We start from the raw sequence: 14,963 nt of genomic DNA, 5'->3' as shown, positions 1-14,963 counted from the left end.
ACACCAGCAACGATCTTGAATCACAAAATCAAAGGCAAGGGAATCTCTCCACACGATTCCGATTAGCGCTGACAGACTCTAAAGCGCGACAAGCGAATCTGAAAGATCGCGACGCGCTTTAAGCCTGCAACGCTTTGAATTGTTATCCAAGGCGAATAAAAGCGCGATTGTCTTGAAAGAAAATCAGCCGGTCAGCGCCTGCGGGGGCTGGTTGACGCTGTAACGCGCTTCCCGAAGGCTCTTTTTGAGGAAGATGGTGTTTTCGTCCGGATCGGCCGAGGGCTCCTGGAAAGCGATATGGCTGATCTCGATGCCGGCATGGTCTTCGGCAAGGGTGAGCTGCGCGTAGACGGTGACGCCGCGCGGCTTGATTTCCAGATCGAGAACGACTTCGGGCTTGCCACCCCACTCCAGAGTATAGTTGCCGCCCAGGCCGAAATTCACCGTGCCCGGATGAAAGAAAAGCTCCGCCGCCGAAGCGACGAGATCGGAAAGATTGCCGTAATACTCGAAGCGCAGCAGTGAAATAAGGTCAGAAGCATCCAGAAGGCGCAGTTCAGTAGCGACCGGGCTGATCGCGTCTGCGAGGATTTTTTCACGCTGGGTAGAGTGAGGGCATTTTTTCATTCGGCTTATCTGACCCGTTTGTTCTTGGCGTCCGCAGCGTAGACCCGGTGGATGAGCTCCGCTACCGCCTTATAGAAGACTGACGGGATGACACTATCGATCGAGACTTGCGCAAACATGGAGCGCGCAAGTGGCGGATCTTCGAACACCGGTATGCCGTTCTTCTCGGCGATCTCCCTGATTTTGAGCGCAATCAGGTCCTGGCCCTTGGCCAGCACCACCGGCGCGTCGTTCTCTTCGCGCGCGTAACGCAGCGCCACCGCATAATGCGTCGGGTTTGCAATCACCAGCGTCGCGCGGTCCACATTGGCGATCATGCGCCGGCGCGCCCGGTCGCGCATCAGCGAGCGCTGCCGGCTTTTGACGAGGGGATCGCCCTGCGCCTGTTTGTTTTCTTCCTTCACCTCGTGCCGCGTCATCTTCAACTCGGTGAACCAGTGATGGCGCGTCCAGAAGAGATCGGCGATCGCCACGATCGCCGTGGCGATCAGCATGACGATGATGATCTTGCGCATCGCTGCCATCATTCGCACCAGGATCGTCTGCGGATCGGAGAACATTGCGTCGATGGAGCCGAAATATTCGCTCCTGAGCACGAAGAACAGGATCACCCCGACGACGACCACCTTGAACAGCGATTTTCCGAATTCGACCAGGCCGGGCACGCTGAAGAGCCGTGACCAGCCTTTGATCGGCGAGATACGCGAGGCCTGTGGCCGGATGCGCTCAAGCACCAGTGTCGGCAGATTCTGGAAGACGGAGGAGGCGACGCCGAACACCATGAACAGGATGAAGGCGGGCGCCAGCAGCGCGGCACTTGCCCAGCCGATCCGCACGAACAGCGCCAGCACATCCGGCCCCGTCTCGATCTTCCACTGGTCGGGCTGTTCGAAGATGTCGCGCAGCGTTTCACTCATGCGTCCGACGCTGTCGGGAAGGAAGAATACCAGGTAAATGAAGGTCGCGAGGATCGTCGCAAAGATCGAAAGTTCGCGCGAAGACGGCACGTTGCCCTTTTCCGCGGCATCGCTTTGCTTTTTCGCGGTTGGGGCTTCTGTTTTGCTGTCCTTGTCATCGTCTGCCAAGTCGCGGCCCTCCGTCAAAGAAACAGGCCGCAGCTAATGCATGTCGGCCAAAAACGTGCAGCGCTTTTGGGATGACGACATGCATCAGAACAAAGACCTAAAGCGCGTCGCAAGAACCAAGTTCTATGCGACGCGCCTTAGAGCACGGTCTATTGTTGGAAGGGTAGTCGTCTGTGGCACGGCGATCAACAGCCGCCTTTCGGCATGCCGGATTTGTCAACAGTCTCGACGTGCCGATGCATGTCGCCCGGAAGTGTGCAGCGGCTCCGGGATAACGACGTGCATAAAACAAGGAGCTAAAACGAGCCGCATGAATCAGTTCACTGCGACGCGTTTTAGGCGGCCGCCGAAGCGTCGCCTTCCTTTTCCTTGAGCTCGATCTGGCCGGAATTGGCCAGGCGAATCGCTTCCTGCGCCACGGCGCGGCGAGCAATCGCGATCTCGCGCGGATTGACGCCGCCCATGCCGCTCTGCAGATCCGATTCGATCATGCGGCGCTGGCGTGGGCTGATGGCGGAGAGAACCGATTCGCGGATCTCGGGGGGCGACCCGCGCAGCGCGACGGTGAGCACGTCCGTCGAGATGTCGTTGAGCAGCATGACGCGGCTGCGCTGCGGCATGTACATGAGGTCCTCGAACAGGAAGATCTTCGGGCGAACCTTGTTGACCGACTCGCGGCTGATCGATTCGAGCGAGGTGAGCAGCGTGTCGACCTGCGGCTTGTCGAGTTCGTTCATGAGATCGGCGACCTTCGTCGAGCCGGCTGCATTGCGCTCTGCCTCGACCTCGGCAAGCAGCGTCATGACCTGGTTTTCGATGATCTGCGCAGCCTTCGGGCTGACCGCCTTCATGTTGACCGTTCTGTTCATGATGTCGGCGCGGCGGTTGTCGGGAAGCTGCAGCAGCACCTTGGCGCCGAAGGAGGAGGGCATCATCGAAAGAATATAGGCGACGGTCTGCGGATGTTCGCGCAGCAGGAACTGTGCGACGAATGTCGGCTCAGCCTCGCTGAGGCGATCCCAGATCGAGGTTTCGTAGGCCTGGAATGCGGTGCGGCGGCCGAGCAGGCTGTCGACCTCGTCGGGCGTCAGGCCTTCTTCAAGAATGGCCTCGATCGCCTTGGCGTTGTCCATCAGTCCGGCGCCCTCGGTGAAGAGATCTTCGAACTCGGAGACGAGCAACAGCAACTCGTCCGGCGGAATAGCGCGCAGCGACTGAGCGGATGAGATAATGGTCTGCAGTTCGGCCTGGGTGAAATATTTCAACAGCCGGCCGGCGACGCCCTTTCCCATAGCGAGAAGAACAGCCGCCGCCTTTTCAGCCTGGGTCAACGGTTTCCCGGCTAGTGCGCCGCCGAAATCGTCAAAGTCCATCATGGTCTAACCTCTCCGTCCCACACAGGGATCAGGCTTTTTTCGTACTCAAAACTTCAATCAGTTTCACACCGAATCGCGTGTCGTCGTTATCAAGCACCGTAATTTCGCCGCGGGCAATCCTGCGGCCATTCACCATGATCTCGACCGGTTCGCCGATCTTCTTGTCGAGGGCGATCGTCGCCCCTTCATTGAGGTTCATCAGGCCGGAGACCTGCATGCGGCTGGTGCCGAGCATGATCTGGACGTCGATCGGGATGTCCATGATCAGGTCGAAGTTGGAATTCAAAGCGCTGCCGAGCGGGGCCGGCGACGCCTCGAAGGAGGGGCTGCTCCCGAAATCCATGCCGGCCGCCGGGCTGGCATCGCCGCCGCCGAAGTCGCCGCCGAAATCGTCGCTGCCAAACGGGGTTTCCGAAGTCTCGCCGCCAAAGGCGGCCAGGTCCGTTCCTGCTGCGAAGGGGTCGCTCTGCAGGTCGTCGCCAAACTGCGACAGGTCGCCATCGGCATCCTGCTTCAGCACGCCGCGCAGATCGTCGATCGCCTGATCGAGATCCGCTTCGCTGCCCGGAAGATCCAGGGAGAGGTCGCTGTTCTGCTGTGTTTTCTTCGTAGCCATGAAATCACTATTCCAGTTGAAACTTGCCTCAAACTGCCTTTGCAGCCCAAAAGCCAGAGAACCGATTAATTCATTAAATGACGGATGAGTTCATCATCCGAGTTCATCGTATCCTTGACGCGGACCATGTAGTTTTCGCCTGAACGCCCGAACTCGCACACATACAATTCCTTGCTGTTGGCGCTGACCTCGACACGCACGTCGCCGTGGTCGCGGAACGGAATGACGTCGCCGACCATCAGCTTCGATATGGTGCGCAGCGTCAGGTCCTGCAGCCTGATCTTGGCCTCAAGCGTGACATGTGAGCGGCGGACCTGGTCGCCGAGCTGTTCGGTCCATTCCGCTGAGTTGCTGCTCGCCTGGCGTTTCGGCTTCGGCGGCGTCACCTTGGTCTTGAGCAGTGCCGTCTGCGGAACGATCAACGAAAATTCCGAAACGATGCCGGCAAGCGTGATCGACATGTTGATGGCGGCCGCGAATTCATCCGGACGATCCTCTTGCGGCCGGGCGCGCATGTCATGGGCGTACGGGGCCGAAAGGCTCGGTTCGAAACCGCCCGGCGCGTTGACGGCCGAGCGCAGCACCTTGGCGATCTTGTCGAAGACCATGACCGCCAGATCGAGCTCGATGATCGACAGCAGCCGGTCGGCCGGTTCCTCGATCGTATCGGCTGTGGCGCCGAGCAGATGCTCCATCAGCGTGATGACGAAGCCGTTGCCGCAGGCAAGCGTAATGTTCTGCGACCAGTTGCGCAACGTCGCATCGACGAGCGTGACGTTCGCGCTCAGGTCCTCGATCAAGTGGTTCTTGTAGCCGATCTCGCAGCCGAGATAGTTGACCGTCACGTCGAGGCCGGTCTCGCTTTTGATGACGTCGGGAAAGAATTCGCTGTAGATTTCCCCGAAGGAGCTGCAGATCTTGGCAACCCTGCCTCTGTCGCCAAGCCCGCCTGTCAGCTTGGCGAGGAGGGCAGGATCCATTGCCGGTTTGTCGTGCGAAGCATTGCTCATAGTCATTTAAGCCGCCTTGTTTTCGCCGCCTGGGTTCATCATTTCCTGCTCGACCGCATCGATGGACGGACGCTCGTAAGCCGAGATCGTCTTGCGACCGTATTCGAGAGCGACCTGCGGTACCGAGCCATTCATATAGGCAAGCAGCGTCTGCTTGACGATGACGTAGAGGCGGTGCTGCTTGTTGCGCACGACCTTGATCTGGGAGACCAGCGGCGAGCAGACGCAGTAGGACAAGAGAATGCCGAGGAAGGTTCCGACGAGCGCCGAGCCGATCAGGTGACCGAGCACCTCGGGCGAATCGTTGATGTGGGCCATCGCTTTGATGACGCCGAGAACGGCCGCGACGATACCGATCGCCGGGAAGGAATCGCCCATGATCTGGATCGCGTGGTAGGGCTTCATCTTGTCGTGCATGATGGTGTTGAGCTCTTCATCCATCAGCGCCTCGATCTCGTGGCTGCGGGCGTTGCCGATGATGATCAGGCGCACGTAGTCGCAGATGAACGCCGTCAGTTCCTTGTTCTTCAGAACGGTCGGAGCCGATTGAAAGATCGTCGATTCGGCCGGATTGTCGATATGGGCTTCGATTTCGTTTCGCGATTTGGTGCGCAGGTCGCGCATCAGCGAATAGAGCACGCCGAGCGTATCGAGATAGTTACGTTCCTTCGGCACGGCATGCTTGAAGGCTTCTCCGAGCGCCTTGCCGGAATCCTTCACCACCTTCATCGGGTTCGCCATGATGAAGCTGCCGAGACCGGCGCCACCGATAATGACGAATTCGAAGGGCTGGAACAGAGCGTTCACGTCGCCGCCCATCGCCATGAAGCTGCCGATGACACAGCCGCAAGTCACTATAAATCCGATAATGATGTTCATCGTCAGCCCAATCTGAACGTTGCTTTTCATTGAGACCGATATGGTTTCTGCCTTGCGTGAGGCTGATGAAAGGCCCGCCCGCGAGGCATTTCCGCGTGCCAGCTTCGCGCAAGCATCTGCCGTCAGTCTAAAGGGGACGAATGGGTGCCCGCGCCCGTTTCTGAGATGCCGCCTCAGCGAAATCCCGGCCGAACCAATAAGACGACGCCCGGCTTTTTCGTTCCGTTCATCGCCAATGCTTGGAGTTTACCGACATGCAATCCGGTCTTTATGTTTCTCTGTCGTCGCAGATGGCCCTCGAAAAGCGCCTGACCACCATCGCAGACAACATGGCGAACGTGAACACGACCGGTTTTCGCGCCACCGAGGTGAAGTTCGACGAGATGGTGGCAGCCACCAAGAACAAGCTGAACACCAAGGTCGCCTTCGTTTCCCAGGGCAACGACTACCTGAACGAGGGAAATGGCGAGTTGCAGCACACCGGAAACATGCTCGATTTCGCCATCAAGGGTGATGCCTGGTTTGCGCTCGACACGCCGGCCGGCCGCGTTCTGACACGGGACGGCCGCTTTACGATCAAGGATACCGGCGAACTTGTCTCGATCCGCGGATACCCGGTTCTTGACGCCGGCGGCGCGCCGATCCAGCTCAACACGACAGGCGGCGAGCCGGCCGTCGGTACAGACGGCATCATCTATCAGGGCGGCCGCCAGATCGGCTCGCTCGGCCTGTTCGAGGCCGATGTCAGCAAGGGTTACCTGCGCTACGAAAACAGCGGCATCATGACCACCGACCAGCCGCGCGCCGTCGTCGACCGCTTCAATGTCGGTGTCGAGCAGGGTTATCTCGAAAACTCCAACGTCAACGCCATGCGCGAGATCACCCAGCTGATCGAAGTCAACCGCGCCTTCGAAAGCGTCTCGTCGCTGATGCGCGACAGCGAGGATTCCTTCAAGGAAGCCGTTCAGACGCTTGGGGGCAGCCGCTAATGCATGTCGCCCAAAAGTATCCGGCGGTTTTGGGAGAACGACATGCACAAGAACAAAGATCTAAAATACGTCGCATGCAGCACGCTGCACGCGACGTATTTTAGGGTGGGATTTGAAGCATGAGCACCACGCTACTGTCTGTGGACGGTCTTTCTCCGAAGCTGGCGCATCTGGCGGATCTCGTCGATCGATACGCATCGCCGGAGTTCGCGGTTGCCCATGGCGGTCGCGTGCAGACCATCGCTGCCGGCCACTACACGGTTCACGGTCTCTCCCGCCATGTTCGTCTCGGCGAGTTCGTGGCTCATAAATCGGCCACCGGCATTCATCTCGGCGAGGTCGTGCGCGTCGAGCCGGAATTGATCTATGTCTGCCCGATCGAACCCGGCGAACCGATCGGCATCCACGATACCGTCATCCGCAAGGGCGCCTTCCGCATTTCACCGACGGACAGCTGGTGCGGGCGCACCGTCAACTCGCTCTGCGAGCCGATCGACGGGCTGGGCCCGATCACCGAGGGCCTCAATCGCCGCTCGATCTCCAATACCGCGCCGCCCTCGATGACCCGCAAGCGTGTCGAGACCGGCTTCAAGACCGGCGTGCGCGCGATCGACATCTTCTCACCGCTCTGCCTCGGCCAGCGCCTCGGCATCTTCGCCGGTTCCGGCGTCGGCAAGTCGACGCTTCTGTCCATGCTCGCCCGCGCCGATGCCTTCGACAAGGTTGTCATTGCGCTGGTCGGCGAACGTGGCCGTGAAGTGCGCGAATTCATCGAGGATACGCTCGGCAGCAATATGAAGAAGGCGATTGCCGTCGTCGCCACCAGCGACGAGAGCCCAATGCTGCGCAAAATGGCGCCGCTGACGGCGGTCACCATCGCCGAGCATTTCCGCGACAAGGGCGAGAACGTCCTCTTCATCGTCGACAGCGTCACGCGTTTCGCCCATGCGATCCGCGAGGTGGCGACCGCCTCCGGCGAGCCGCCGATCGCGCGCGGTTATCCCGCCTCCGTCTTCACCGAGCTGCCGCGCCTCCTGGAACGCGCCGGTCCCGGTCCCGAGGGCGCCGGCACCATCACGGCGATCATCTCCATCCTCGTCGACGGCGACAATCACAATGATCCGATCGCCGATTCGACCCGCGGCATCCTCGATGGTCATATCGTTCTGCAGCGCAGTCTCGCCGAAGAAGGGCGGTATCCGCCGATCGATCCGCTCGCCTCGATCTCGCGTCTCGCCCGCAAGGCCTGGACGCCGGATCAGGAAAAGCTGGTATCGCGGCTGAAGGTGCTGATCCATCGTTTCGAAGAGACGCGCGACCTGCGCATGATCGGCGGTTACCGCCAGGGTGCTGATCCCGATCTCGACATGGCGATCAAGCAGGTGCCGATCATTTACGACGTTCTGAAGCAGTCTCCGGGCGATCGCGACTCGCTCGACGCTTTCGCCGATCTCGCCGGCGCGCTCAAGGCTGCAGCCGGCATGGGCAATCAGGGCGCCCCTATTCAGAGGAGAGGCTAGACGTGGCTGATTTCGACGACGAACGTATCGCTTCCCTGACGCAGCGCAGGAAAGCCGCCATCCTGGATCGGTTTCTGACCTTCGCCGGCCTGGCGCTTGCCGGCGCCTCCGCCTTCTTTCCCTGGTACGTCTTCTTCAATGCGGACAAATTCGGCATCAATGTCGCCGCCAGCGAGAATTCGCGTGAACTGCCGGATTGGCCGGCCCGCAACGTTTTCAGCGTCTCGCCGCTTGCCATGGTCAACAAGAACGAGGCGGACAAGAAGGCCCCGCCGATCGATCCGCTGACGACGGCGACGGTCTCCGACCTCGGCAAGGAGCGCGATGGCCGCGCCATACAGGAGGACCAGCCTTTCCCCGGCAAATCTTCCTTCCGCCTGCTGCATGTTTCCAACGGCCGGGCGCTGATCGAGGATCCCTCGGGCATGTATGTGGTGCGCATCGGCTCGATCCTGCCCGACGAAAGCCGCCTTGCGACACTCGAGCAGCGCGACGGCAAATGGGTAATCGTCACCTCCAAGGGCGAGATCTACCAGAACAATTGAACCTGTAGGCAAATGCCGAAGGCTACAGGGGCTCCGCCGCGAACCGGCCGGAGCCCCTTTTTTCTCCGTGATTCAAAGAGTTACAGCGCCCCTGCGCGTCCGACAGACGCGCGGCGCTGTCATCGCGGCGGCGTTCAACGAAAACTGCCCCGAAGCCTGAATTCCCCGTAAGTCCCACGCAAGATTACCGCACTAGGTTCGGGACAGTAAAAACGGAGAGTTCTCATGCAACCGATCCAACTTTTCGACTTGGCTTCGCGGCAGGCGGAATGGCTGACGATCCGTCAGCAGGTTGTTGCCGGCAACATCGCGAATGCCAATACCCCGAAGTTCCGCGCCAAGGACGTTACGCCCTTTGATGCGGTGCTCGACAATTCGAATATCAATATGGCGCGCACCAATCCGGCGCATCTCAGCGGCAACGATTTCAGCGACAGCGGTGATATCGACGTCAAGGACGCCGCACTCGACCAGGAAATCGGCGTCCAGGAATCCGGCAATACGGTCGGTTTGGCCGAGGAACTCTCCAAGTCGGGCGATATCAAGCGCCAATACGATCTGAACACCTCGCTGGTCAGTTCCTTCAACCGCATGATGTTGATGACGGTCAGGAGGTAAAGTCATGGATCCGCTTTCAGCAGCAATGAAAATCGCCGGTTCCGGGCTCGAGGCGCAGTCGACGCGCCTGCGCATCGTTTCGGAAAACATCGCCAATGCCCGCTCGACCGGCGACACGCCCGGCGCCGACCCCTATCGCCGCAAGACGATCACCTTCGGCCAGCAGATGGATCGCAGCAACGGCGTCGAGACTGTCGGCGTCAAGAAGGTCGGCGTCGACGAAGGCGACTTCAGCACTGAATTCGACCCCAGCAATCCGGCTGCGGACCAGAAGGGCGTCGTCAAACTGCCGAACGTCAATATCCTGGTCGAGATGGCCGACATGCGCGAAGCCAACCGCTCGTATGACGCCAATCTGCAGACCATCAAACAAACCCGCGATCTCATCTCCTCCACGATCGACCTCCTGAAGAGCCAATAATAATGATCAGCAGCGTCCAGAATGTCAGCAACCTTTCGATGACCCGTGCGCTCGGCGCCGTCGACACCGAAAATTCCGCCTCGTCGTCTGCCGCCACCATGCCGGGCGCCGCAGGTGCGGCCAATGGCATGAGCTTCGCCTCTGTCATGGGCAACATGGCGAGCGACGCAGTCAGCAGCCTGAAGGGTGCGGAAAGCATGTCCTTTGCCGGTATCAAGGGCACGGCGACGACGCGCGAAGTCGTCGATTCCATGCTCCAGGCCGAGCAGACGCTCCAAACCGCGATTGCCATCCGCGACAAGGTCGTCTCGGCCTTTCTCGAAGTCACCAAGATGCAGATGTAACTGATTTGAGGACGAACACATGAGAGCGCTCGCCATCGCAGCAACGGGCATGGATGCCCAGCAGACCAATCTGGAAGTCATCGCGAACAACATCGCGAACATCAATACGACCGGTTTCAAGCGCGCCCGCGCCGAATTCTCGGATCTTCTCTACCAGACCGAACGTGCCAAGGGTGTCGCCAACCGCGCCAACCAGGCCGTCGTTCCGGAAGGTGCCAATATCGGCCTCGGCGTTCAGACCTCGGCGGTCCGCAACCTGCATCTCCAGGGCGAGCTGACCCAGACTGGCAACGATCTCGACGTGGCGCTGATCGGCAAGGGCTTCTTCCAGATCCAGTCGACCGACGGTACGACGCTTTACTCCCGCGCCGGCGCCTTCAACAAAAACGACCAGGGCCAGCTCGTCACCATCGACGGCTACGAGGTCCTTCCCGGCATCACCATTCCGACGGGCTCGACCGAACTGACGATCAGCCGCTCCGGCCAGGTCTCGGCCAAGCTGCCAGGAGCGACGGAGGCGACCGAGCTCGGCCAGTTGACCCTTGCCGACTTCGTCAACGAGGCGGGTCTCCAGCCGCTCGGCGACAATCTCTTCCAGGAAACGCCGGCCTCCGGCGAAGCCGTCATCGGCAATCCTGACGAGGAAGGTTTCGCCTACATGAAGCAGGGTTACCTGGAATCTTCGAACGTCGATCCGGTGAAGGAAATCACCGAGCTGATCTCGGCCCAGCGTGCTTACGAAATGAATTCCAAGGTGATCACCACCGCTGATGAAATGGCCTCCATCGTCAGCAAGAACCTGAAGTAAAGGGAAGGGCCGAAACATGATGTTTTGCCGGGCAGGACACATCTCAGGATGGGTGGCGGCAGCCACGATCGCAGTCGCGGGCATTTTCCTGCCCGCGGACGTGGATGCCGGCATGGGTTATGCCGTCGTCCCGACGACGATCATCTACCCCGGCGACACATTGTCGTCCAGCCAGCTTCAGGAGGTCGAGGTCACCAACCCCAACCTCGCCGGCGATTATGCCAAATCCATTTCCCAGGTTGAAGGCATGGTTTCCAAGCGCACGCTGTTGCCGGGCCGCACGATTTCGGTTTCGGGTCTGCGCGAAGCCTATACGGTGACCCGCGGCTCTTCGATCCGCCTGGTCTTATCGCTCGGCGCGATGACGATCTCCGCCGCCGGCACGCCGCTCGAAGACGGCACGACCGGGCAGGTCGTCCGCGCCCGCAATATGGACTCCGGCGTCATCGTCAGCGGCACCGTGCTTGCGGACGGCACGGTCCATGTGAGGGCAAAATGAAATTGTTCTTCCGTTTCCTCACCCTTGTCGCGGTTCTCGCCATGAATATGGCTGATGTCGCGCCCGCCTGGGCGCTGACCTCCCGCATCAAGGACATCGCCTCCCTTCAGGCCGGTCGCGACAACCAGCTGATCGGTTATGGTCTGATCGTCGGCCTGCAGGGGACCGGCGACGGCTTCCGTTCCTCGCCCTTCACCGAGCAGTCGATGCGGGCGATGCTGCAAAATCTCGGCATCTCGACGCAGGGCGGCCAGTCCAGCGCCAAGAACACGGCGGCCGTGATGGTCACCGCCAACCTGCCGCCCTTCGCAAGTCCCGGCAGCCGTATCGACGTCACGGTGAGCTCGCTCGGCGACGCGACGTCGCTGCGCGGCGGCACGCTCGTCATGACCTCGCTTTCCGGCGCCGACGGCCAGATCTATGCCGTTGCGCAGGGTGCCGCCATCGTTTCCGGTTTTCAGGCGCAGGGCCAGGCGGCGACCGTGACCGAAGGTGTCACCACCGCCGGCCGCGTGCCCGGCGGCGCGATCATCGAACGTGAACTGCCGTCCCGCTTCAAGGACTCGGTCAATCTCGTCCTGCAGCTGCGCAACCCCGACTTCTCGACGGCGATCCGCATCGCCGACATCGTCAACGGTTATGCCTCGGCGCGTTTCGGCGGCCCGGTCGCCGAAGCCAAGGATTCGCAGGAAGTCGTGATCCAGAAGCCGCGCGCGGCCGATCTCACCCGGCTGATGGCCGATATTGAAAATCTCATCGTCGAAACCGATACGCCGGCCAAGGTGGTCATCAACGAGCGCACCGGAACGATCGTCATCGGCTCCGACGTCCGCGTCTCGCCGGTCGCCGTCAGCTACGGCACCTTGACGGTTCAGGTCACCGAGACGCCGCAGATCATCCAGCCCGAACCCTTCTCGCGCGGCCGGACCGCCGTCCAGCCGCAGACCGATATCGCGGCCGAGCAGACCGGCGGGCGCGTCGCCATCATCGATGGTCCGGATCTCAGGACCCTTGTCGCCGGCCTCAACAATATCGGTGTGAAACCGGATGGCATCATCGCCATTCTCCAGGGCATCAAGTCGGCAGGCGCCCTGCAGGCGGAGCTTGTGCTGCAATGATTGATATCATCAACCCTGACATGACGGTCCTGCAATTGCTGCGCCGGCTGGCGCTGCCGGCCGCAGGCCTCGTCCTTCTGTCGATCCCCAGCGCCTTTGCGCAGGAACATGCGCCGGCAGGCGACATCACCTCCCAGGATGAGATCAAGCAGTTCTGCACCAACATCGCCGAGCCCGCCCGCGACCAGCGTTACCTCCTGCAGAAGCAGGAACTGGAAAAGCTTCGCGCCGACATCGACGCCCGCATGGCGGAAATGGACAAGCGCAAGGCCGAATACCAGGACTGGCTGAAGCGCCGTGACGATTTCCTGAAGCAGGCGGAAGCCGGCCTCACCGAAATCTACAGGAAGATGAAGCCGGATGCGGCCGCACTTCAGTTGCAGGACATGAAGATCGAGGTGGCCTCCGCCGTGATCATGCGGCTCGGCCCGCGTCAGTCGAGCCTCATCCTCAACGAGATGGACCCTGAGAAGGCCGCGGTCATCGCCGGCGTCATCGCCAGTGCGTCCGACCCCAATACGTCGAAGGATCCTTCATGAATAAGCGTTTCCCGGCCGCGATCGCCGCCCTCGCACTCCTTGCAGGTTGCCAGTCTCCGACGGCGGTCAGCGAGATCGGCCGTGCGCCTGCCATGAGCCCGATCGGCAGCGGCCTCGCCTACGGTCAGACGCCGCAGATGGCGCTCTATCCGAAACAGCCGCGCGCCGTGGCGCAGGGCTATTCGTTGTGGAGCGATTCGCAGGCCGCCCTCTTCAAGGATGCGCGCGCGCTCAACGTCGGCGACATCCTGACCGTCGACATCCAGATCAACGACAAGGCCTCCTTCGACAACGAGACCAACCGCAGCCGTACGAATTCGAGCGGCATGAACTGGGACGTCAACGCCCAGATCTTCGGCTGGACGCCCGAGTCGAAGACCGACCTGACTTATGGCTCCGACACCAGCACCGACGGCAAGGGCAAGATCGAGCGCACCGACAAGCTCACCCTTCTGGTCGCCGCCGTCGTCACCGGCATTCTCGAAAACGGCAACCTCGTCATATCAGGCTCGCAGGAAGTCCGCCTGAACCAGGAGCTGCGCATCCTGAATGTCGCCGGTATCGTTCGTCCGCAGGACGTCAATGCCGACAACCAGATCTCCTACGACAAGATCGCCGAAGCCCGCATCTCCTACGGCGGCCGCGGCCGTCTGATGGAAGTGCAGCAGCCTCCGCGCGGCCAGCAGGCCGTCGATCTTTTCTCGCCGCTTTGAGGCTGAACGACGATGGCAGAACCAGACGCAAGCGCAGGTCAATCGAACAAGAAGTCCGGCGCGCTGATGACGATCATCGGCATCGCCGTCCTGACCCTGCTGGGCGCCGGTGGCGGCTGGGCGGTCGGCACGATCGTCGCGCCCAACGTCAAGGGCGCCAAGGAGGTCGAGCAGGCCAAGGATGCGGAGGCGAAGAAGAAGGCCGAGGAAGGCCTGGCGCGCATCTCGACCGAGGCCAACAACGTCGTCCAGCTCGAACCGATCACCTCGAACCTCGCCTACCCCTCCGAAAACTGGGTGCGACTCGAAGTCGCGCTGCTGTTCAACGGGCCACCGGATGTCAAGGTTTCCGAGGATATTCACCAGGATATCCTCGCCTATATCAGGACCGTTTCCCTCCAGCAGATCGAGGGACCGCGGGGCTTTCAATATCTCAAGGATGACATACAGGAACGTGTTGACCTTCGCTCGCAAGGGCGGGTATCGAAGGTCATGTTCAGGACATTTGTCATCGAATGATTCGTCTCATAGTTTTCCTTGCCGCCATGATGGCGGTACCGGAACTGGCGGTGGCACAGCAGCTGCCGACTGACTTGTTGAACGTGCCGGTCGATGGCTCCGTCGCCGCCTGGATCATCCGCACATTCGGCCTGCTGACCATTCTTTCGGTCGCGCCGGGCATCCTGATCATGGTGACGAGCTTTCCGCGCTTCATCATCGCTTTCTCGATCCTGCGTTCAGGGATGGGCCTCTCCTCGACGCCCTCCAACATGATCCTCCTGTCGCTGTCGCTGTTCATGACCTTCTACGTCATGTCGCCGACCTTCGATCAGGCCTGGCAGAACGGCGTGCAGCCGCTGCTTGCCAATCAGATCAACGAGACCGAGGCAGTCCAGCGTATCGGCGAACCCTTCCGCACTTTCATGGCCGCCAATACCCGCGACAAGGATCTGGCGCTCTTCGTCGATCTGGCGCGCGAACGCGGGCAGAATATCCAGACGACCGATCCGATCGACTACCGCGTGCTGATCCCGGCCTTCATGATTTCCGAGATTCGCCGCGGCTTCGAGATCGGCTTCCTCGTCGTGCTGCCGTTCCTCGTCATCGACCTCATCGTCGCGACCATCACCATGGCGATGGGCATGATGATGCTGCCGCCGACCTCGATCTCGCTGCCTTTCAAGATTCTCTTCTTCGTGCTGATCGACGGCTGGAACCTGCTCGTCGGCAGCCTGGTGCGCTCGTTCAGCTGACCG

Annotated in this window: 19 protein-coding genes; 13 read left to right on the top strand and 6 right to left on the bottom strand. The window is 60.8% G+C overall.

The annotated features are described in order from the left end of the window. Positions 1–183: 183 nt before the first annotated feature. From A6U98_RS21690 to motA, 6 genes are all read right to left on the bottom strand, one after another. On the bottom strand, positions 184–627 hold the full coding sequence (locus A6U98_RS21690) for a hypothetical protein (protein ID WP_064652618.1): 444 nt from the start codon (positions 625–627) through the stop codon (positions 184–186). 5 nt (positions 628–632) lie between these two features. Next, positions 633–1,712 (bottom strand): flagellar biosynthesis protein FlhB, encoded by a 1,080-nt coding sequence (gene flhB, locus A6U98_RS21685; protein ID WP_064652616.1) that lies wholly within the window; start codon positions 1,710–1,712, stop codon positions 633–635. A 335-nt stretch (positions 1,713–2,047) separates the two neighbouring features. Continuing rightward, positions 2,048–3,088 (bottom strand): flagellar motor switch protein FliG, encoded by a 1,041-nt coding sequence (gene fliG / locus A6U98_RS21680; protein WP_003556501.1) that lies wholly within the window; start codon positions 3,086–3,088, stop codon positions 2,048–2,050. Positions 3,089–3,116: 28 nt separating this feature from the next. Continuing rightward, positions 3,117–3,704, bottom strand: coding sequence for a flagellar motor switch protein FliN (gene fliN / locus A6U98_RS21675; protein WP_027666382.1), 588 nt, complete (start codon positions 3,702–3,704; stop codon positions 3,117–3,119). A 65-nt stretch (positions 3,705–3,769) separates the two neighbouring features. Beyond that, positions 3,770–4,720: a FliM/FliN family flagellar motor switch protein gene (locus A6U98_RS21670; protein ID WP_003545522.1), complete on the bottom strand. Its 951-nt coding sequence runs from the start codon at positions 4,718–4,720 to the stop codon at positions 3,770–3,772. After that, a complete protein-coding gene (gene motA / locus A6U98_RS21665) occupies positions 4,721–5,593 on the bottom strand; it encodes a flagellar motor stator protein MotA (protein WP_011650470.1) in 873 nt (290 codons plus the stop codon). It lies immediately after the preceding gene. 254 nt (positions 5,594–5,847) lie between these two features. On the opposite strand from motA, the gene flgF reads away from it, so the two are divergent. From flgF to fliP, 13 genes are all read left to right on the top strand, one after another. Beyond that, positions 5,848–6,582, top strand: coding sequence for a flagellar basal-body rod protein FlgF (flgF, locus tag A6U98_RS21660; RefSeq protein ID WP_064652615.1), 735 nt, complete (start codon positions 5,848–5,850; stop codon positions 6,580–6,582). A gap of 119 nt (positions 6,583–6,701) precedes the next feature. Continuing rightward, entirely contained in the window at positions 6,702–8,102 is a 1,401-nt protein-coding gene (gene fliI / locus A6U98_RS21655) for a flagellar protein export ATPase FliI (protein WP_064652613.1), read from the top strand. Positions 8,103–8,104: 2 nt separating this feature from the next. After that, a complete protein-coding gene (locus A6U98_RS21650; protein WP_064652611.1) occupies positions 8,105–8,647 on the top strand; it encodes a hypothetical protein in 543 nt (180 codons plus the stop codon). A gap of 225 nt (positions 8,648–8,872) precedes the next feature. Continuing rightward, entirely contained in the window at positions 8,873–9,265 is a 393-nt protein-coding gene (gene flgB, locus A6U98_RS21645; RefSeq protein WP_003545529.1) for a flagellar basal body rod protein FlgB, read from the top strand. Positions 9,266–9,269: 4 nt separating this feature from the next. Beyond that, positions 9,270–9,686: a flagellar basal body rod protein FlgC gene (gene flgC / locus A6U98_RS21640; protein WP_003545531.1), complete on the top strand. Its 417-nt coding sequence runs from the start codon at positions 9,270–9,272 to the stop codon at positions 9,684–9,686. 2 nt (positions 9,687–9,688) lie between these two features. Next, on the top strand, positions 9,689–10,030 hold the full coding sequence (locus A6U98_RS21635) for a flagellar hook-basal body complex protein FliE (RefSeq protein WP_028734021.1): 342 nt from the start codon (positions 9,689–9,691) through the stop codon (positions 10,028–10,030). Between the two features lie 19 nt (positions 10,031–10,049). Then, positions 10,050–10,838 carry a flagellar basal-body rod protein FlgG gene (flgG, locus tag A6U98_RS21630; protein WP_003545534.1) on the top strand — a complete coding sequence of 263 codons (789 nt, stop codon included), beginning with the start codon at positions 10,050–10,052 and terminating at the stop codon, positions 10,836–10,838. Between the two features lie 16 nt (positions 10,839–10,854). After that, entirely contained in the window at positions 10,855–11,337 is a 483-nt protein-coding gene (flgA, locus tag A6U98_RS21625) for a flagellar basal body P-ring formation chaperone FlgA (protein ID WP_064652609.1), read from the top strand. Further along, positions 11,334–12,455, top strand: coding sequence for a flagellar basal body P-ring protein FlgI (locus A6U98_RS21620; protein WP_064652607.1), 1,122 nt, complete (start codon positions 11,334–11,336; stop codon positions 12,453–12,455). Before flgA ends, A6U98_RS21620 begins: the two co-directional genes overlap by 4 nt. After that, positions 12,452–12,994: a MotE family protein gene (locus tag A6U98_RS21615; protein WP_064652605.1), complete on the top strand. Its 543-nt coding sequence runs from the start codon at positions 12,452–12,454 to the stop codon at positions 12,992–12,994. The genes A6U98_RS21620 and A6U98_RS21615 overlap by 4 nt, the downstream gene beginning before the upstream one ends. Next, positions 12,991–13,707, top strand: a complete 717-nt coding sequence (gene flgH, locus A6U98_RS21610; RefSeq protein WP_064652603.1) for a flagellar basal body L-ring protein FlgH — start codon at positions 12,991–12,993, stop codon at positions 13,705–13,707. Before A6U98_RS21615 ends, flgH begins: the two co-directional genes overlap by 4 nt. Positions 13,708–13,719: 12 nt before the next feature. Beyond that, the gene (locus A6U98_RS21605) at positions 13,720–14,226 is read left to right on the top strand and encodes a flagellar basal body-associated FliL family protein (protein ID WP_064652602.1); all 507 of its coding nucleotides are present in this window, start codon (positions 13,720–13,722) and stop codon (positions 14,224–14,226) included. Next, positions 14,223–14,960, top strand: a complete 738-nt coding sequence (gene fliP, locus A6U98_RS21600; RefSeq protein WP_064652600.1) for a flagellar type III secretion system pore protein FliP — start codon at positions 14,223–14,225, stop codon at positions 14,958–14,960. Before A6U98_RS21605 ends, fliP begins: the two co-directional genes overlap by 4 nt. Positions 14,961–14,963 lie beyond the last annotated feature (3 nt).

The organism is Rhizobium sp. WYCCWR10014, assembly GCF_001657485.1.
Taxonomy (GTDB): Bacteria; Pseudomonadota; Alphaproteobacteria; order Rhizobiales; family Rhizobiaceae; genus Rhizobium.
This window is presented reverse-complemented; position numbering and strand designations above follow the sequence as displayed.